This is a genomic window from Nonomuraea sp. H19 (assembly GCF_052068215.1).
GTDB lineage: Bacteria > Actinomycetota > Actinomycetes > Streptosporangiales > Streptosporangiaceae > Nonomuraea.
In genome coordinates this window covers 66,251-84,233 of record NZ_JBQHCV010000033.1, presented here as the reverse complement: position 1 = coordinate 84,233, position 17,983 = coordinate 66,251, and the positions used below count along the sequence as shown (strand labels likewise).

The 17,983-nt window shown below is 69.8% G+C and carries 17 protein-coding genes; 11 read left to right on the top strand and 6 right to left on the bottom strand.

The genetic code is table 11. The features are described from left to right. Nucleotides 1-369 precede the first annotated feature (369 nt). The gene (locus ACTMTI_RS47650; RefSeq protein WP_441127493.1) at nucleotides 370-1,362 is read right to left on the bottom strand and encodes a quinone oxidoreductase family protein; all 993 of its coding nucleotides are present in this window, start codon (nucleotides 1,360-1,362) and stop codon (nucleotides 370-372) included. 109 nt (nucleotides 1,363-1,471) lie between these two features. Between ACTMTI_RS47650 and ACTMTI_RS47645 the strand changes: the two genes are divergently transcribed. Further along, nucleotides 1,472-1,915, top strand: coding sequence for a MarR family winged helix-turn-helix transcriptional regulator (locus ACTMTI_RS47645; protein ID WP_441127492.1), 444 nt, complete (start codon nucleotides 1,472-1,474; stop codon nucleotides 1,913-1,915). Between the two features lie 796 nt (nucleotides 1,916-2,711). Beyond that, nucleotides 2,712-3,491: a hypothetical protein gene (locus tag ACTMTI_RS47640; protein WP_441127491.1), complete on the top strand. Its 780-nt coding sequence runs from the start codon at nucleotides 2,712-2,714 to the stop codon at nucleotides 3,489-3,491. 323 nt (nucleotides 3,492-3,814) lie between these two features. Here the strand turns inward: ACTMTI_RS47640 and ACTMTI_RS47635 are convergent, their stop codons facing one another. Continuing rightward, a complete protein-coding gene (locus ACTMTI_RS47635; protein ID WP_441127490.1) occupies nucleotides 3,815-4,225 on the bottom strand; it encodes a hypothetical protein in 411 nt (136 codons plus the stop codon). A 269-nt stretch (nucleotides 4,226-4,494) separates the two neighbouring features. On the opposite strand from ACTMTI_RS47635, the gene ACTMTI_RS47630 reads away from it, so the two are divergent. Continuing rightward, nucleotides 4,495-6,153, top strand: a complete 1,659-nt coding sequence (locus ACTMTI_RS47630; protein ID WP_441127489.1) for a hemopexin repeat-containing protein — start codon at nucleotides 4,495-4,497, stop codon at nucleotides 6,151-6,153. 710 nt (nucleotides 6,154-6,863) lie between these two features. Here ACTMTI_RS47630 and ACTMTI_RS47625 read toward each other — a convergent pair. Further along, the gene (locus ACTMTI_RS47625; protein WP_441127488.1) at nucleotides 6,864-7,316 is read right to left on the bottom strand and encodes a MarR family winged helix-turn-helix transcriptional regulator; all 453 of its coding nucleotides are present in this window, start codon (nucleotides 7,314-7,316) and stop codon (nucleotides 6,864-6,866) included. Nucleotides 7,317-7,415: 99 nt separating this feature from the next. Between ACTMTI_RS47625 and ACTMTI_RS47620 the strand changes: the two genes are divergently transcribed. The 4 genes from ACTMTI_RS47620 to ACTMTI_RS47605 all read left to right on the top strand — a co-directional run bounded on the left by ACTMTI_RS47620 (nucleotide 7,416) and on the right by ACTMTI_RS47605 (nucleotide 14,085). Further along, nucleotides 7,416-10,640, top strand: a complete 3,225-nt coding sequence (locus tag ACTMTI_RS47620; RefSeq protein ID WP_441127487.1) for an efflux RND transporter permease subunit — start codon at nucleotides 7,416-7,418, stop codon at nucleotides 10,638-10,640. A 178-nt stretch (nucleotides 10,641-10,818) separates the two neighbouring features. Then, nucleotides 10,819-12,249, top strand: coding sequence for an adenylosuccinate lyase (gene purB, locus ACTMTI_RS47615; protein ID WP_441127486.1), 1,431 nt, complete (start codon nucleotides 10,819-10,821; stop codon nucleotides 12,247-12,249). Next, entirely contained in the window at nucleotides 12,246-12,983 is a 738-nt protein-coding gene (locus ACTMTI_RS47610; protein WP_441127485.1) for a GNAT family N-acetyltransferase, read from the top strand. The genes purB and ACTMTI_RS47610 overlap by 4 nt, the downstream gene beginning before the upstream one ends. A 61-nt stretch (nucleotides 12,984-13,044) precedes the next feature. After that, nucleotides 13,045-14,085: a DUF4037 domain-containing protein gene (locus tag ACTMTI_RS47605; protein WP_441127513.1), complete on the top strand. Its 1,041-nt coding sequence runs from the start codon at nucleotides 13,045-13,047 to the stop codon at nucleotides 14,083-14,085. Nucleotides 14,086-14,130: 45 nt separating this feature from the next. Here ACTMTI_RS47605 and ACTMTI_RS47600 read toward each other — a convergent pair whose 3' ends face one another. Genes ACTMTI_RS47600 through ACTMTI_RS47590 form a run of 3 tightly spaced genes read right to left on the bottom strand, consistent with a single transcriptional unit; the run spans nucleotide 14,131 to nucleotide 16,040 of the window. Next, the gene (locus tag ACTMTI_RS47600) at nucleotides 14,131-14,928 is read right to left on the bottom strand and encodes an SRPBCC domain-containing protein (RefSeq protein WP_441127484.1); all 798 of its coding nucleotides are present in this window, start codon (nucleotides 14,926-14,928) and stop codon (nucleotides 14,131-14,133) included. Beyond that, complete coding sequence (locus tag ACTMTI_RS47595) at nucleotides 14,925-15,233, bottom strand: ArsR/SmtB family transcription factor (RefSeq protein ID WP_441127483.1); 309 nt, start codon at nucleotides 15,231-15,233, stop codon at nucleotides 14,925-14,927. The genes ACTMTI_RS47600 and ACTMTI_RS47595 overlap by 4 nt, the downstream gene beginning before the upstream one ends. A gap of 45 nt (nucleotides 15,234-15,278) precedes the next feature. Further along, on the bottom strand, nucleotides 15,279-16,040 hold the full coding sequence (locus ACTMTI_RS47590; RefSeq protein ID WP_441127482.1) for a MerR family transcriptional regulator: 762 nt from the start codon (nucleotides 16,038-16,040) through the stop codon (nucleotides 15,279-15,281). A gap of 82 nt (nucleotides 16,041-16,122) precedes the next feature. Here ACTMTI_RS47590 and ACTMTI_RS47585 point away from each other — a divergent pair, with 82 nt between their 5' ends. From ACTMTI_RS47585 to ACTMTI_RS47570, 4 genes are all read left to right on the top strand, one after another. Next, nucleotides 16,123-16,911, top strand: coding sequence for a MerR family transcriptional regulator (locus ACTMTI_RS47585; protein ID WP_441127481.1), 789 nt, complete (start codon nucleotides 16,123-16,125; stop codon nucleotides 16,909-16,911). Next, entirely contained in the window at nucleotides 16,908-17,420 is a 513-nt protein-coding gene (locus ACTMTI_RS47580; RefSeq protein ID WP_441127480.1) for a hypothetical protein, read from the top strand. Before ACTMTI_RS47585 ends, ACTMTI_RS47580 begins: the two co-directional genes overlap by 4 nt. Nucleotides 17,421-17,609: 189 nt before the next feature. After that, the gene (locus tag ACTMTI_RS47575; RefSeq protein ID WP_441127479.1) at nucleotides 17,610-17,798 is read left to right on the top strand and encodes a DUF5999 family protein; all 189 of its coding nucleotides are present in this window, start codon (nucleotides 17,610-17,612) and stop codon (nucleotides 17,796-17,798) included. After that, nucleotides 17,795-17,947 (top strand): hypothetical protein, encoded by a 153-nt coding sequence (locus ACTMTI_RS47570; RefSeq protein WP_441127478.1) that lies wholly within the window; start codon nucleotides 17,795-17,797, stop codon nucleotides 17,945-17,947. Before ACTMTI_RS47575 ends, ACTMTI_RS47570 begins: the two co-directional genes overlap by 4 nt. Nucleotides 17,948-17,983: the final 36 nt, after the last annotated feature.

The window sequence follows — 17,983 nt, the reverse complement described above, 5'->3', positions numbered from 1 at the left end:
GCTGAGGTTTTTGCAGTAGCGATGAAGCCGAGGAGTCGCGTGCCGGCCCTGGCCTGGGCATCTCGGTCCAGTGCCGAGTATCGCCCCGACAGAGAACACCTGCTCACGCGGGGGCGGCTCAGTACATCAGCTCAGGCACACCGGCCGCCGTCGCTGCGTCCAGGGCGCTGCCCGGCGCCGCTGGGACCGTTTTGGCCGTACACGGTCCCCGGTTCCGACGAACCCAAGGGTGCATAACCACCCAGACCACCCCAACCGTTCGACGTCGACCCTTGGGTTCGCGGGAACTCTGGGCTTTCTAGGGGTCCTGGTAGTACTGGGGAAATTTTCGACGGATACGCAGGTCGGAGCACCCGTGAAGACCTTGGATCACATCCTGGAAGACTGGTTGCTGACCTGCGTATCCGTTGTTTTCTTCGCCGTTACTACCGGGACCCTCTCGGGGACCAGGACGACCTTGCCGAGGTTGCGGCGGGACTCGATGATCTCGTGGGCGCGCGCTGCTTCGGCGAGCGGGATTTCAGCGAATACGTGGGGGCGCAGCGTGCGGTTGCGGTGCAGTTGCCACAGCTCGTCGAGCCAGCGCGCGTACACTTCGGGCTTGCCCCGTGCGATGGCCGCCATCTGGAAGCCGATGACCGAGGCGCCCCGGACCAGTAGCTCGTACGCGTCGATTGTGCCGCCCCCCGAGCTGAAGGCGACCAGTCGGCCGCCGGGGGCCAGGGCGCGCACCGCGGGGCTGAGGAGTTCTCCGCCGACCCCGTCGATGACGATGTCAGCGGGATCGCCCCAGGACTCGTCCCCGTAGAGCACGACCTCGTCGGCGCCGAGGGCGCGAACGAACTCCGCCTTGTCCGCGCTGCTGATGGCCGCGACTACGCGGGAGGCTCCGCCTGCCTTCGCGTACTGCAAGGCGAGGGTGCCGACCGCACTGGCCGCTGCGGTAACCAGGACGGCGTCGCTGGGGCGGGGGCGGCCGGCCTCGTAGGCGCCGCGCGCCACCAGGCCGCTGCGGACCAGGGCCACGGCATCGACGGCGGTCGCCCGGTCGGGAATGCGGGAGGCCATCGCGTGGTGGATGAGGGTCAGTTCGGCATAGGCGTGGGAGAAGCAGAGACCGGTGACGCGGTCGCCCACGGCAAAACTGGTGACGCCTTCACCGACGGCGGCGACGGCGCCTGCTACCTCGCCGCCGAGCGGGCCGGGCTCGGTGCCCTCGCGCACCTTTCGTACGACGGGGAGCGTGACTCCGACCGCTTCGGTACGTACGAGCAGTTCACCCGGGCCGGGCTCTGGAACGGGGACCTCCTCGGCGAAGAGAACCTCGGGGCCGCCGTTGACCTCATAGCGCACACGACGCATGGACACCTCCGGGTGTGACACAGGCTCAAAATCGTTGGAATTTCCAATGGATTGTCAGCGTAGAGGAAGGTCATTGGGAAGTCCAATGACTTCGGGATAGCCTGCTTCCATGACTCGCACCGAACGCCTGCGTGCCCTGGCACACATCCAGTCACTGCCAAGCTGGCTGACCGGTCGGGTAGCGGCGCGCGGCCGGAGCCTGGTCGCTGAGGCATTCGCCGAGGAAGGGCTGAAGCTGCCGCATCACGCCGTGCTCGCGGCAGTGTCCGAGTACGGGCCTGTCGCCCAGGCGGATTTGGTGCGCCGACTGGGGTTCGACGCGAAGGACGTGGTCCTCCTGCTCAACCACCTGGAGGAAGCCGGGCTGGCGGCGCGGGAACCCGATCCGCGGGACCGCCGCAAGAACGCAGTGACGGTGACCCCGGCGGGCGTGCGGACCCTGGAGCGGTGCGCGGAGCTGGCGGAGCGGGCCAACGCCGAGCTGCTGGCGCCGCTCAGCGCGGCGGAAGGCCAACAGCTGATGGAGCTGCTGACCCGGGTGTACGAGGCGTAGCGCCGCTCTACCTGTCTTCGGGGTGTTGGCCTCCGAGTAGGAACGGACCGGTGAGCCGGGGTTACCGTAACATCTTGTGACGCTCTGGATCTTCGTGCAGGTCAGCGGTGGATCGCGGCGTGGCGCTTGCCCGAGCACGCGGAACGGAGCAAAGTGTGCGGGTTTCGGTCGGGACGCCAGGGGATGAGTCCACGCTGCTGCCGCCGGGACATCCCGCACCACCGGGCACCCACCGAAGCGCGGCGCCGGCGCCGCCGCCGTGCTGGTGTCCACGCCCGAACGGCGGCGGCAGGCCCGACGTACGGCAACCAACTGAGCTTGCGTTGCACGGGGATTCCGGACCCCTCCGCTCCCCTTCGGGTGATCCCATCGTTATCTAGGGTTGTCGGACCCTTCCAGCAGGTCAGAGGATGATGATCTCTTCTTTCACGTAGGCCAAGTTGACCGAACTCAGCCCGGTGTCGGCGTACGGATTCCGGTGCGGAGTCGGGTACGCCAAATGTGCAGAGGTCGGGGGCGCGAAGCATTCGGGACGCTGCGATGGCGGCCGGCCCGACGACCCAGGTCCGCTACTCACGATGAGTAATCGGTGGACGTGGGCTAGCGCCCGGATCGCGGCAGATCCGCATGGGTCAGATGTGGAAAGCCCGCACGAGAACGATCCTGAGCCGATGGTCCACCGGTGAGGGCTTAGCCGTTTCGTCCGGCGGGCGGCGTGCGTCGCGGATCAATGGCTCCAGCTCCAGGCCGGTACCGATATGGCGCTCCAACCCCGCAAGCCCTATTCTCACCCATCGTGAAGCCCCTCAAGATCGCGGCACTCGCCTGCGCCCTCCTCACCCCCTTGACCGTCACGGCGGCCGCGCACGCCTCGGCGTATCCCGTGAAGAACCCCGTGCTCGTCAAGAACGCGTTGTACCAGGCCGGGCCGCTGCCCACCACGACCTGTAACGACCTGCCGGACGAGCCCATGACGCCCGCCGAGGCCCGTACCTACATCAACGAGGCCCTGCGCTGCCTGGAGAACACGTGGGGACAGCACCTGAAGAAGGCCGGCCTGCCCTATGAGCCGGTCAAGGTGCGGTACGTGACCCGCCTGCCCAAGAACTACTGCGCGTCCGAGGACGGCGAGACGATCCAGTCGTCCACGGTGTGGTACTGCGACTGGGACCGCACGCTGTCCTTCAAGATCGGCAAGTACTGGCTCCTCGGGCCAATTACCGGCCTCGATCTCTTCAACACGATCGCCGTCACGTACGGTTACCACGTGCAGAAGCAGGCCGGTCTCTACGACGCCGGCGAGGACCTCAGAGCCGGCAGCAAGGCCGAGCACCTCGAGCAGGGGCGGCGCATGTACCAGCAGGTCGAATGCCTGGGCGCGGCCTTCACCAAGAGCGTCTGGCCGCTGCCGGGCAAGACCGCGCGGGACTGGGAGAGGGTCGCGTCGTCCTTCTACCGCGACTCCGCCGAGTACGGCAAGGCCGCCAACCGCAAGCGATGGGTCAAGGCCGGTTTCCGCACCGCCGACCCGGCCTCCTGCAACACCTGGGCGGCAGCCTCGTCCAAGGTCTCCTGACGCGATCGACCCCGGCCTGGCCGGCCAGAACGTCCTGGCCGCCGCAGGGGCGGGCGGCATCGGCACGGCGATCAGCCGGGTGCTCGCCACCCATGGCGCCCGCGTGGCGATCCGCTACCTCGAGCGGGACGCCACACCGCCGACCTGCCCAACATGCCGTACGGACCCCCAGGTACTGTGCGTCAAGTAGCCGCTCACACTACTTGAAGTACTTGCTGCACGACTGAGAGCCACCAAAGATAACCGCAGGAATTGGCAGGTGGGAGCCTTCGAGTGCCCGGCGCTCGCCGGAATTCGTATCGTCCCCGAACTCGGCGAGCGGGTCAGGCGGCCGTCGTGTGGGTGGCCAGCAGGTGGGCTCGGGCGGCGCGGTGGTCGGCCCGGCCGTGGCGGTCGCGAGGATAGCGGTCGCGGTTGGCGTGAGCGGGGGCACCGGCGAGGATGAGGCGGCGTTGCCCGGGTATGTGCCGCTGGCCTTTGCGGGGTTTGCCGCGGGTGCGCATCCACTCGTGTTCGGCCAGCCACCAGGCCCAGGCGGCTCGTTCGATGGCGTAGGCGCGGTGGCGGCGCTCACGGGTGCCGTCGGCGCCGATGCGTCGTGCGGCTTGGTCCAGGCGGCTGAGCAGGCGCTCGGCGGCGTCGGCGGCCTGCTGTTCGACCTGCCGGCCGAGCACCAGCCCGATCTGGACGCCGGCCGGGTCACGCCCGCGGCGCAGGCCGTCCTGCGCGAGCACGGCCTCACCCTCACCGGGGTGACGGGCGCCGCGCCGCAATGGCGGCTCACCACCGGCGAGGGCCTCGTGCTGACCGTCCGGCGCGAGGGCCTGCGGCTCAAGGTCTTCGGCACAGGGGACCGCTACTACGTCCGCTACTTCACCAAGGACTACCGGACACCCGACGCCGGCTACCCCAAGCCGCTGTCGGACAACTGGTGGAACCTGCCCGAAGACATGCTTCACCTGGGACCGACGGTCGCGTCTACCTGTTCTCCGGCGGCCGGTTCATGCATTCCGACGCCCGCCGCCGCTGGTGGTCGCAGCCGATGTACCTGCGCGAGTACTGGGACAGCATCCCGTTCGACATGGTCGACGCGGCCTTCGTCGACGAGGACGGCCGCACCTATTTATTCGCCGGCGGCCAGTTCATCCGGTACTCCACCGCCGACTACACTCGCCTCGACGACCGTTACCCGGCCAACGTCGCGGGTTTTTGGGGCCACGTCTCCAACAACCTGCAACGCACCGGCACGGTCGACGCCGCTCTGGTCCTGGACGTCACCGAGAACGTCGACGGCCTCGACGTGCCGCGCACCTACACCTACCTGTTCTCCGGCGACCAGTACGTCCGCTACGGCGACGACCTCACCACCGTGCAACTCGGCTACCCCAGACCGGTCGCCGACCTGGCGGACGAGCCCGGCCTGTCGGCGCTGGAGGTGAGCCTGGACCGCGTCGATGCGGCCTACTCCGACCGGCGCACCGCCTACCTGTTCCGCGACGGCGTCTGCCACGCGGTGTCCACCGCGCTCCAGCGCCGCTACACCGATGTGCCGCTCAGCGACGTGAAGTGCGCGTTCATCGAGGACGGCTCGATCATCACCGGCGGCTACTACGGCGACTGGCACAAGCGTTCGGCGTTCGAGGGCAGGGAGGTGACGGCCACGCCGTTCCGCCCGCGCACCCTGCGGACGGTCCCGGAGGAGTTTCGGACCTACCTCGACTCCGTCCTGTCCGGCGCCGACGGCAACACCTACCTGTTCCGGGGCGAGCGCTGCTTCAACACCCAGCTGAACCGCTCCTACCCGCTCGCCGAGGAGTGGGGCCGGGTCCGCAACACCATCTACGAGGACGACGCGGTCGACGCGGCGTTCGTCGGCCTCGACGGCCGCACCTACCTGTTCTCCGGCGACCAGTTCGTCGTCTACGCCGACGCCGGCCAGACGATCGACGGGGTGCCGCGCTCGATCGAGGAGCACTGGGCGGGCCTGACTAGCGTGGCGCTCGCCTACGTGAAGGGCGAGCGGACGTTCCTGTTCGAGCACCCCGGCGACGACGGGTCGATCCGCTACGTCGTCTACTCCGGCGACGGCTACGACGCGCCGGACGACGGCTACCCGGCCGTCACCGACGACGGCTTCTTCGACGCGCCCGACGGCTTCCCCTTCCCCGCCGCCGTCCTGTTCGAGGGCGAGACCATGCTGCTGCTGAGCGGCGAGCGCTGCGTGTCGTTCAACGACGGGACCGGCCGCTGGTCGGCCGAACGCCCGATCGCGCGGCTGTGGCCGGGTCTCGGCGCCGACCTGGACGCCCCCGACACCCTGCGCGCCGCCTTCACCGCCCTGGACGGCGCGACGTACTTCTTCTTCGACGACACCTACGCCCGCTTCGCCGGGGGGACCCTGTCGGCGCGGTCGGCGGTCCGGGAGCGGTGGGGGCTGTCGGCCACCCCGTTCACCGCCCCCGGAGGCGGCGTCGACGCCGCCTTCGTCTGGCGCGCCGCGCGTTTGGCGTTGAACGTCGCCGGGGCGCGATGCCCCCAGGCGGTGCGGATGTTGAGGTGCAGCCGGTCCCGGCCGGGCCTGTCCTCCAGCTGGCTCACGTTCGCGATGCCTGGCAAAGGCGACCGGCAGTGCGCAGGTGTAGGCGCGCATGGTTTCCGATGAGGAGAGACGGCCGGAGCGGCCGCGGTGGCTGGCCAGCCACCGCAGGTACTCGGCCAGCGCCGCCGCGGTCGGCATCCCGGCCGGAGCGGTGACGGCGGTGAGCGTGGGGCTCGTCGTCGGCGGACTCCTCGGTTGTCAGATAACACGCAGGAGAGGGACGCCGCCGGGCGGAGTGTTTCCCCAGGAGCGACACCCCTGATTGTCAGATAACGGGCGATTATCTGACAACCATGCCGGAGTCCGGTCGTCTGTCACCACGGCGCAACCCCCCACCGCGAGCCAAACCGACACGCCGCGACCCGGTCAAGGCAGCTGACCCACTCGAGACCCGACTCAATCGACGACGACGTCCTGCACTCAGTTCGACCACGACAAATAACGATCCCAAAATCACGTCATCAAGCAATCCAAGTCACAGCCTCCGCAAAGGGCCTAATGGCCAGGGCAAACGCGCTCGCGTGTACCTGGTGACAGCTTCGTTAACGACAGGTCAAGTAGCCAAGATCAAAGCGGTCGGGTCGCCAAGAACGCCCGCGGTGTTGCAGTCTTCGACGTCGCCCTCCGTCAGACGATGACGGCCATGAGGTGGCCGCCACCTGGGCCACGGTCTACGAGGGCGAACCCAACTAGAGATCTACAATGTAAAGGCGGTGGATCTGGAGGTGGTTTTTCGTCGATAGGCGAAAAACCACCTCCAACGAGGCCCGGGGTCAGTCCTGGTCGAGCTTGTCCGCGACGGCGCGGATGGCGCGGGTGACGTGGTCGAGGGCGCGCAGGGTCTCGGTGTCGAGGTGGGACACGATGCGGCGCAGGTGCTCCAGGCCGGCGTAGTGGATCTCTTCCATGAGGGCGGCGCCGGCGGGGGTGAGCTCGATGCGGCGCACGCGCCGGTCGTGGGGGTCCTCGTGCCGGCTGACGAGGTCCTGGGCGACGAGGCGGTCGACGATGCCGGTGACGGTGCCGAGGCCGACGCCGAGGTGGTGGGCCAGGTCCTGGCCGGAGGCGGAGCCGCCTCCGGCCAGGAGCATGAGGACCTTGAGCTGGCGCATGGTGAGGTTGGAGGCGAAGAGGGGGGAGTGCTGGAGGCTGAAGTGCCGTCCCAGGCCGCGCTGGGTTTCGGTGATCCGTTGGATCAGGTCCTCGCGTTCGTCGTTCACACTCACCTCTCGTTTCCTGAGAAGGCTATCAGGAAAGCCTGCACGGTCTAAATATTCGTATGAGGCGAAGTGTTAGTCTGGGGCGAACTCTTTGGAGGGGAGCCCATGACCGCTTTAGCCAGGTTGAGCCTGGTCAACCGCAGCCTTGTGATCTTGGTCACGGTCGTGCTGAGCGCGTTCGGCGTGTTCACGATTCCGCAGCTGAAACAGCAGTTGCTGCCCTCGCTGGCCTTTCCCGGCGCATTCGTGGTCGCCTCCTATCCCGGTGCCTCGCCCGAGATCGTCGAGGACCAGGTCACCAAGCCGATCGAGGACTCCTTTCAGGGGCTGGCCGGCCTGGAACAGACGACCTCGACGTCGAAGGAGGGCCTGGCGCAGATCCAGGTGGCCTTCGAGTACGGCACCGACGTCGAGTCGTCGCTGAACAAGATGCAGCAGGCCATCGACCGGGTGACGCTGCCGGCCGGTGTCGATCCGCAGGTGGCGGCCGGCAACACCGACGATATTCCGGTGCTGGTGCTGGCGGTGGGCGACGGCGGCGACGAGCGGGCGATGGCCGACAAGCTGCGCCGGATCATGGTGCCGGAGCTGCAGGGCGTGGAGGGCGTACGCGAGGTGTCGGTCACCGGCACCCGCGACGAGGTCGTCACGATCGAGCCGGACGCCGAGGAGATGAAGGAAGCCGGGGTGTCGGCGTCGCAGATCCCCGACGTGCTCAAGGCGAACGGCACGCCGATCCCGGCCGGCACGCTGACCGACGCGGGTCAGTCGCTGACGGTGCAGGTGGGCGCGCGGGTCGACTCGGTGGAGAAGCTGAAGGACCTCTACCTCACGCCTACGCAGCCGCAGCCGCAAGCCGTCCCGCCTTCGACGGCGCAGGTCCGGCCGGGCCAGGGCGGGCTGCCGCAGCAGGTGGTCAAGCCCAAGCCGCTCAAGCCGGTCAAGCTGGGCGACGTGGCGAAGATCACGCGCGGGCTGGCCGAGCCGGCCACGATCACCCGCACCGACGGCAAGTCGAGCCTGGGCGTGTCGGTGACGATGGCGGCCGACGGCAACGCGGTGACGATCTCGCACGCGATCAGGGCGAAGCTGCCCCAGCTGACCAGGGCGCTGGGTGATTCGTCGGACACGGCGGTGTCGGTGGTGTTCGACCAGGCGCCGTACGTGGAGGAGTCGATCGAGAGCCTGACCACCGAGGGGTTGCTGGGGCTGGCGTTCGCGGTGCTGGTCATCCTGGTGTTCCTGTTGTCGGTGCGTTCGACGGTGGTGACGGCGGTGTCGATCCCGCTGTCGGTGGTGATCGCGCTGATCGTGTTGTGGGCGGGCGACTATTCGCTGAACATGCTGACGCTGGGCGCGCTGACGATCGCGGTGGGCCGGGTCGTGGACGACTCGATCGTGGTGCTGGAGAACATCAAGCGGCATCTCGGGTACGGCGCGGCGAAACTCCAGGCGATCTTGACGGCGGTGCGGGAGGTGTCGGGGGCGGTGACGGCCTCGACGCTGACGACGGTGGCGGTGTTCGCGCCGATCGCCGTGGTGGGCGGCATGGTGGGCGAGCTGTTCGGCCCGTTCGCGATCACGGTGGCGGTGGCGCTGATGGCGTCGCTGGTGGTGTCGCTGACGGTGGTTCCGGTGCTGGCGTACTGGTTCTTGAAGGCACCGGAGCTGACGCCGGAGCAGGCGCGCAAGCAGCGGGAGGAGGCCGAGGCCAAGGAGTTGCGCTCGCCGTTGCAGCGGGCCTATCTGCCGGTGCTGCGGTTCGCGACGCGGTTCAAGGTGGTGACGGTGCTCATCGGGGTGGCGGTGTTCGTCGGCACGATGGGGATGGTCGGCGGGTTGCAGACCAACTTCCTGGACTCCTCGGGGCAGAACACGATCTCGCTGTCGCAGCGGATGCCGGCCGGCACCGATCTGGCGACCACGGACAAGGCCGCCAAGCAGGTGGAGGGTGTGCTGTCGGGCCTGGACGGCGTGGAGACCTACCAGGTGAACGTGGGCGGCGGCGGCAACGGCTTCCAAGGCGGTGGCGGCGGCGCGGACCGGGCCTCGTACTCGGTCACGATCAAGGAGGGTGCCGCCACCGCGAAGGTCGAGCAGGAGCTGCGCGATAAGATCGCGGGCCTGTCGGGGGTCGGCGAGGTGACCGTGGGCGGCGGCGGAGGCGGCGGGTTCTCCTCCGACTCGATCGACGTGATCGTGCGCGCGCCCGACATCGAGACGCTGCAGGGCGCCACCGGCGCGGTCGCCCGGGCGATGGGCGAGGTGCCGGGGCTGCGGGATGTGGCCTCGAACCTGGAGGCGAGCGCGCCCCGGGTGGAGGTCGTCGTCGACCGGGAGGAGGCCGCCGAGCGGGGCCTGTCGGAGGCGCAGATCGGCCAGGCGGTGGCGCAGGCCTTCCGCGGCGCGCCGCTGGGCCAGATCACCCTGGACGGCCGGGCCAGCGACCTGGTGCTGCGCGGCGCGGACGCGCCGCAGGACGTGGAGGCGGTCGAGGACCTGGAGCTGGCCACGGCGGGCGGGATGGTGAAGCTGTCGAAGGTGGCTGAGGTCAAGAAGGTGGCCGCGCCGACGCAGGTGACCAGGATCGACGGTGAGCGCTCGGCGACGGTTTCGGCCAAGGTCGCCGACGCCGGTGATCTGGGTACGGTGACGCAGGCGCTGACGACGAAGCTGGGCGGGCTGCAGCTGGCTTCGGGAGCCCAGTACGAGATCGGCGGCGCGTCGGCCGATCAGGAGGAGGCGTTCGCCGACCTGGGGCTGGCGATGCTGGCGGCGATCGCGATCGTTTTCTTGATCATGGTGGCGACGTTCCGCAGCTTCGTGCAGCCGCTGATCCTGCTGGTGTCGATCCCGTTCGCGGCGACGGGCGCGGTCGGGCTGCTGGTGGCCACGGACACGGCGCTGGGCGTGCCGGCGCTGATCGGCATGCTGATGCTGATCGGGATCGTGGTGACCAATGCGATCGTGCTGATCGACCTGATCAACCAGTATCGCGAGCAGGGCATGGGCGTGGTCGAGGCGGTGATCGAGGGTGGCCGGCGCCGGCTGCGGCCGATTCTGATGACGGCGGTGGCCACGATCTGTGCGCTGACGCCGATGGCGCTGGGTGTGACGGGGTCGGGCGGGTTCATCTCGCAGCCGCTGGCGATCGTGGTGATCGGCGGGTTGATCTCTTCGACGCTGCTGACGCTGGTGCTGGTGCCCACCCTCTACGTCGCGGTGACGAGGAAGCGCGATCGGGGACCGCAGGTCCCCGAGTCCCGCGATCGGCTCGATCACAGTGCCGATGATGCTGGAAGGGAAGATCTCGCCGGCCATCCGGCGTGACTTCGTCGAGGTGTTGGCCGCCCGGCGGGGGCTACTGCATCCCGCCGGGCAGCTGACCGGACGGCCGTTACCTCGCCCTGGGCGATCCAAGGGTCCTTGTGCGTCACGGATCAGGGGTGAGCGCGCCGGTGTGGCCTGGTGCCGTGTGGCGGCGGGCGGGTGAATACACTTGTCGAACGTGACTTCCAAGCCGCGTATCCCTGATGTCCTGGCCGCCCGTTATGCCTCGCCGGAGCTGGCCCGCCTGTGGTCGCCCGAGTACAAGATCGTCGCTGAGCGGCGGTTGTGGCTGGCGGTGCTGCGGGCGCAGGCCGAGCTGCGGATTGCGGTGCCCGCGGGGGCGGTCGAGGACTACGACAAGGTCGTCGAGCGGGTCGATCTGGAGTCGATCGCGGCGCGTGAGCGGGTCACCCGGCACGATGTGAAGGCGCGGATCGAGGAGTTCAACGCGCTGGCCGGGCACGAGCAGGTGCACAAGGGCATGACCTCGCGCGATCTGACGGAGAACGTCGAGCAGTTGCAGATTCGCGACAGCCTGCTGCTGGTGCGCGATCGGGTGGTGGCGTTGCTGGCGCGGCTGGCGACGCTGGCCGAGGAGCACGAGGCGACGGTGATGGCGGGCCGTTCGCACAATGTGGCGGCGCAGGCGACCACGCTGGGCAAGCGGTTCGCCTCGGCCGCCGATGAGCTGCTGGTGGCCTACCGCAGGCTGGAGGAGCTGATCGGCCGCTACCCGCTGCGCGGCATCAAGGGCCCGGTCGGCACCGCTCAGGACATGCTCGACCTGCTGGGCGGCGATCGGGGCAAGCTGGCCGAACTGGAGGGCCGGGTGGCCGCTCATCTGGGGTTCGCGCGCCGTTTCACCAGTGTGGGGCAGGTCTATCCGCGCTCGCTGGACTTCGAGGTGGTCACCGCGCTGGTGCAGCTGGCGGCGGCGCCGTCGTCGCTGGCCAAGACGATCCGGTTGATGGCCGGGCACGAGCTGGTCACCGAGGGGTTCGCCGAGGGGCAGGTCGGCTCGTCGGCGATGCCGCACAAGATGAACACGCGTTCGTGCGAGCGGGTCAACGGCCTGGCCGTGGTGCTGCGCGGCTATGCCTCGATGGTGGGCGAGCTGGCCGGGGATCAGTGGAACGAGGGCGACGTGTCGTGCTCGGTGGTGCGGCGGGTGGCGTTGCCGGATGCGTTCTTCGCCTTCGACGGCCTGGTGGAGACGATGCTGACGGTGCTGGACGAGTTCGGCGCCTATCCGGCGGTGATCGCCGCCGAGCTGGGCCGCTATCTGCCGTTCCTGGGCACGACGAAGATGCTGATGGCGGCGGTGCGGGCCGGGATGGGCCGGGAGCAGGCGCATGAGCTGATCAAGGAGCATGCGGTGGCGGCGGCGCTGGCGATGCGCTCGCGCGGGGCCGCCAACGAGCTGCTCGACCTGCTGGGCGCCGATGAGCGCTTCCCGCTGGACCGCGCGCGGCTGGAGGAGCTGCTGGCGGATCGGGTGTCGTTCACCGGGGCGGCGGCCGATCAGGTGGAGGCACTCTCGCAGCAGGTGGGCGAGATCGTGGCGGCTCATCCGGAGGCGGCGGCGTACCGCCCTGGCGCCATCTTGTGATCACCGGGCTGCGCGAGCTGCGGTCGGCGGCGCAGGTGCGGGTGGCCTGCGCGGACGACGACCTGGTGATGTGGGTGGCGCAGGGGCTGCGCGGCGGCGCCCGCGCCTGGGCGCTGGGCGATGCGGTGGTGGCGGCGTGCCCGCAGGTGTCGCGGCGCGACCGGCTGGCGGTGTGGGGCGGCCGGGCGTGTGCGGTGCGGCTGGTACGGCACGCGCTGGGCGAGCTGGGGACCTCCTTTCGGCCGTTCGGCGATCGCGACCTGCTCCGGTACGTCACCGGCGAGGTGGACGGGCTCGAGGCGGGCGGGGAGTTCACCTGGATGAGCCTGGAGGAGGCCGTGCCGGGCGGCGACGGAGTGGCCTGGCTGGCCGGCGGCGCCGAGGCGGAGGTGGCGGCGCTGCTGGCGGCCGATGCGCCGGAGTCGTACGCGGTGCCCGGGGTGGCGGGGGTGCGCCGCTGGGCGGGCGTGCGCGTCGGCGGGCAGCTGGCGGCGGTGGCGGCGGATGCGTGGCCGGCGCCGACGGTGGGGCTGCTGGCGGGGGTGGCCACCCGGGCGCAGTTACGCGGGCGGGGGCTGGCCGAGCGGGTGTGCCGGTGGGTGTCGCGGGAGCTGTTGCGGGCCTATGGGCGGGCGGCGCTGATGGTGGACGACGACAACGCCGCGGCGATCACGGTGTACGAGCGGATCGGCTACCGGCGTCGGCCGGTGATGGCCTCGCGCGTCTGCGCCTAGTGCGCACCCGGTGGAAATTCGGGTGAGGTTCGGTCGGCGCTGGTGCAGAGTTGACGGCGTGATGTCCAATTTTGTGCCTGGTATCGAGTTGTCACGAGCGTTCTATGGCGAGGTGGTGGCGCCGCTGGTGCCGCAGGTTGCGCACAGTGCGGCGTTGATCGGGCCCGGGTCGGAGGTGCTGGAGTTCGACACGGAGCGTTCGGCCGACCATGACTGGGGGCCGCGGGTGCTGCTGTTCGTGGCGGCCGAGGCGGTGGCCGAGGTGGAGGCGAAGGTGGCGGCCGGGCTGCCGGAGCGCTTTCGCGGGTTGCCGACGGTGTTCGGCTACCACGGTGAGGTGCGTCCGGGGGTGACGGTGACGGAGCTGGGGACGTGGCTGAGCGGACAGCTCGGGTTCGATCCGCGGGCGGGGGTGTCGCTGCTGGACTGGCTGTCGGTGCCGTGGCAGCGCCTGGCCGAGGTCACGCGCGGGGAGGTCTTCCATGACGGGCTCGGCGTGGACGGGCTGGAGGCGGCCAGGGCGGCGTTGCGCTGGTATCCGCAGGACGTGTGGCGGTATGTGCTGGCCTGTCAGTGGCGGCGGATCGCGCAGGAGGAGCCGTTCCCGGGCCGGTGCGGCGAGGTGGGCGACGAGCTGGGCTCGGCCGTGGTGGGGGCGCGGCTGGCTCGGGAGGTGATGCGGCTGGCGTTGCTGCTGCGGCGCCGCTATCCGCCGTACGCCAAATGGCTCGGCAGCGCGCTGGCGCGGCTGCCGGGCTCGACGGAGCTGGGGGAGTGCCTGGGGGCGGCGCTGGCGGCGCGGTCGTGGCAGGAGCGGCAGGGCAGGCTCGCGGCGGCGTACGGGCGGGTGGCGGCGCTGCAGAACCGGATGGCGCTGGCTGAGCGGCTGGATGAGGGGGTGCGGGCGTTTCACGACCGGCCGTTCCAGGTGATCGGCGGGGACCGGTTCGCCTGGGCGCTGATGGCGTCGGTGTCGGATCCGGTGATCAGGGGGTTGCCGGTGGTGGGGTGTGTGGATCAGCTGTCGGATTCGACGGATCTGCTGACGGATGCCGGGCGGGCGCGGGCGGTGACGGCGGCCGCTCTCGGTCTCGGAGCTTAGAAATCTACAATGTAAAGCACATGGGTTGTTGAATTGCAGAATTCATCACTCCGAAAACCCCTCGGCAAGCGCAGCGGCCAGGGCCTCGACGCGGATGCGCCAGGCGGGCAGGGCGGTGGTGTCGCCGGTGTGGGTGAGGATGAGGCGCGCGCCGTGGCCGGTGCCGTCGGCCAGTTCCCAGCGGACGGTGCCGTGCGGGGTGTCGTATTCGAGGAGCTTGCCGGTCTCGGCGCGGGTGACGGGCCCGGGCTGGACGGCGGGTGTGGTGAAGGGGGCGGGCGGGGGCTGTCCGATGGTGGCGTGGTCGCCGTCCAGGTGCTGCCAGACGTCGTCGGCGGGGCGGGTGAGCTGGCGTTCGAGGCGGATGGTGGTGTCGTCGCCGGTGGCGGGGTCGAGGCCGAGGATGTGGATGTAGTCCTCGTGCAGGCGGGCCATCGCGGCGGGGTCGGGGTGGAAGGGGCGCTGGTCGAGGTGGGCGAGCATGGCCATGATGCAGGTGTGCCAGCCGGCGGTGAAGCTGGCGGCGCCGTGGCGGTCGGTGAAGGTGTGGGTGAAGGTGAGCAGGGTGCCTGCGGGGCCGTCGGGCTGGAGTTCCCAGCGGAGGTGGTCTTCGCCCCAGGTGTGGGCGAAGACGTGGGGTGGGTCGTTGCTGGTGATGCGGCCGTCGGGGCCGAAGCCGTAGGTGATGTGGTCGCCGTCGATGGTGACGGGGGCGGGGAACCAGGCGGCGAGGTGTTCGGGCTGGGTGATGGCGCGCCAGACTTTTTGCGGGGGGTGGGAGAGGCGGCGTTGCATGCGTACGGTGGTGCGGCCGTCGGGGTGGAGGGTGAGGGTTTCGTTCATGGTTGGTCGTCCATGGTGTCGAGGTGGGTTTCGAGGCGGTCGAGGGTGTGGTTCCAGAGTTTGCGGTAGGGGGTGAGCCAGGCGTCGATTTCGGCGAGGGGGGCGGGGCGGAGTTCGTACCAGCGGCGCTGGGCGTCTTTGCGGACGGTGACGAGGCCGGCTTCGCGCAGGGCGCGCAGGTGTTTGGAGGTGCCGGGTTGGGTGAGGCCGAGGTGGTGGGTGAGTTCGCCGACGAGGTGGGGGCGTTGGAGGAGGAGGTCGAGGATTTGGCGTCGGGCGGGTTCTGCTAGCACGTCGAAGCGCATACCGGCGAATATACCGGTATGGCTATATGCCTGCAAGGGAATGTATCAGGTGCCGGCGCGGCGGGCGTTGGCGTGGATGGCCTGGCGCAGGTAGCCGGCCAGGCCGGGGGCGATGGCGTCGAAGGTGGCGGTGAAGCGGGGGTCGTCGACGTACAGGTCGCCCAGGCAGCGGTGGATGTCGTGGTCGCAGTCGTAGAACCAGCGGACGATGTGGCCGCGGTGGCGTTCGGCCAGGTCCATGGCGTGCGGGCCGTCGGCGGGCAGGCCGGCTTTGCAGGCGGCGACGAGGTCGTCGTTGATGGCGGCCGCTTCGGCTTTGAGCTCGAGCCAGTCGGCTTTGGTGTAGGAGGCGACGCGGCGGCGGCTTTCGGCGTAGTGGTGAGTGTGTCCCCAGCGGCGTTCGACTTCGGGTTCGTGGTCTTCGGGGCGGAAGTCGCCGAAGATTTCGAAGCGTTCGGCGGGGGTGAGGGTGATGTTCATGGTGTGGGCCTGCATGGCGCGTTCGACGGCGGCGATGACGTTGTGGAGGTGCTGGGCGCGGCGGGTGAGGAGTTCGTGCTGGCGGCGCAGGTGGGTGAGCTCGTCGGTGTGGGGTTCGTCGAGGATGACGGCGATCTCTTCGAGGGGGAAGCCGAGCTCGCGGTAGAGGAGGATCTGCTGCAGGCGGACGAGGTCGGCGTCGGTGTAGCGGCGGTAGCCGGCGTTGGTGCGCTGGCCTGGGGTGAGCAGGCCGATCTCGTCGTAGTGGTGCAGGGTGCGTACGGTGATGCCGGCGAGCCTGGCGACCTGTCCTACAGAGAAGCTCATGCTTCCACGATGAGGGCTGACGTGGCGTGAGGGTCAAGGGAGGCTGGACTCTCCCATAGGGGGAGGGGCCATGCTTGGGGACGTGGAAGAGGATCTTCTGCCGATCGGGCAGTTCGCCCGGCTTGCGCGGTTGAGTGTGAAGCAGTTGCGGCACTACGGCGAGCTGGGGTTGTTGCGGCCGGCGTACGTGGACGGTGAGACCGGTTACCGCTATTACCGGGCTTCGCAGGCGCGGGCGGCGTTGTCGATCGGTTTGCTGCGGTCGCTGGATGTGCCGTTGCCGGTGGTGGGGGAGGTGCTGTCGGGGTCGCCGGGCGCGCTGGAGGGCGTGCGGGACTCCCTGGAGGCGGAGCTTGCGCGGCGGCGGCGCACGCTTTCCGTGCTGGAGCGGCTGGTGGCGGAGGGGCTGCCGGCGGCGCAGGTTCGCCTGGTGCACGAGCCGTCGTGCCGGGTTGCGGTGGTGCGGGAGCGGGCGGCGGGGCCTGAGGACATCGGGCGGGCCACGTCGGCGGCGATGGCGCGGTTGCTGGGGTGCGCGCGGGGGGCTGCCTCGCCGGTTCGGCTGGTCGGGTTGTTCCCGGTCGATCTCGGCGAGGTGGTGGAGGTGTCGGCCGCCGTGGCGCTGGAGGAGGAGGGGTCGGGCGGGGGTGCGGAGGTGTGCGTGCTGCCGGGCGGGGTGTTCGCGTGTGCCACGCATGTGGGCCCGTACGACCAGATCTCTTTGACGGCGCATGCGGTGCTGGCGTGGTGTGCGGAGCGGCGTCATCCGATGCGGGGGCCGCTGCGCGAGGTGTATGTGTCGGATCCGGCGGTTACGGCGCCGGATCGGCTGGTGACTCATCTGATGATCTGTCTGGAGGAGGACTCATGATTCCTGTGCTGACCGTCCACGGTCCGGTGACCTGTCTGAGCGTCTCGGGGGTGGGGGAGCCGGGCGGCGCCGAGCACGTGGCGGCGATTCGCGCGCTCTACACCGTCGCTTCGGCGATGGGTGGTCCTGGGGGGCCGATGGAGGGGATGTGGTACGTGGAGGACGAGCGGCCGGGTTTGGAGGTGCCGCGGGAGTTGTGGCGCTGGCATCTGCTGCTGCCGCTGGCGGTGGCGCCGGAGCCGGGGGCGCTGGAGCGTGCGCGGGAGGCGGTGCGGGCGTCGGGGGCGGCGGTGGATCGGGTGCTGGTGGCGACGTTCGCGGAGGGGGAGTGTGTGGAGCTGGTTCATGAGGGGCCCTTCAGTGAGGAGCATGTGTCGTTGAAGGTGATGGAGGAGTTCATGGCCGAGCGGGGGCTGGTGGTCAACGGCCTGCATCATGAGGTGTATCTGACGCCGCTGGATGATCCGGCGCCGCGTACGGTGCTGCGTCAGCCGGTGCGGGCCGGGTGAGGTGGAGGTGAGTTGACGTGGTGGCGGGCCGTCTTCCCGGGTGCCGGGGTGGCGGCCCGTTGTTCTACGTAGGTAGTCCGAATAGGTACCTGTATGGGCATTTGTCACCTCTTTCTTGAGTGGGCTGCGGCGGGATGCTGAAGGTCTGAGCGATATGCGCTGACCAGCGCAGGAGCGAGGATTTCAGTCATGTGCCAGCATCAGCCTTCATGCCCGTCCGCCGACGCCGCCGGCCGCGAAGCCGCGCGACTCGTGGCCTTCCACCCCGAGCAAGGGTGGGGGCTGCTGTGCAACGGGGTGGTCTGCTTCGACGACGCCGGCGAACTGCTCCCGGACGGGCGCAGCATCGCCCCCCTCGCCATGGCCCACGCCGCATGAACACCCCTGGGGCGTCGCCGACGCCCACGCCCCAGGCCGCGCCGGCCGCCCGCACAGCCACCCGCACAGCCACCCGCGCGGCCGGGCACGCGCGCGGCGCCGCCCGGCTCGAGATGACGCCGGCCACGCTCGGCGCCGACGCCGCCTAGAGCCTGCGCCCCCGCCATGGAACACCTGCCCGTCAA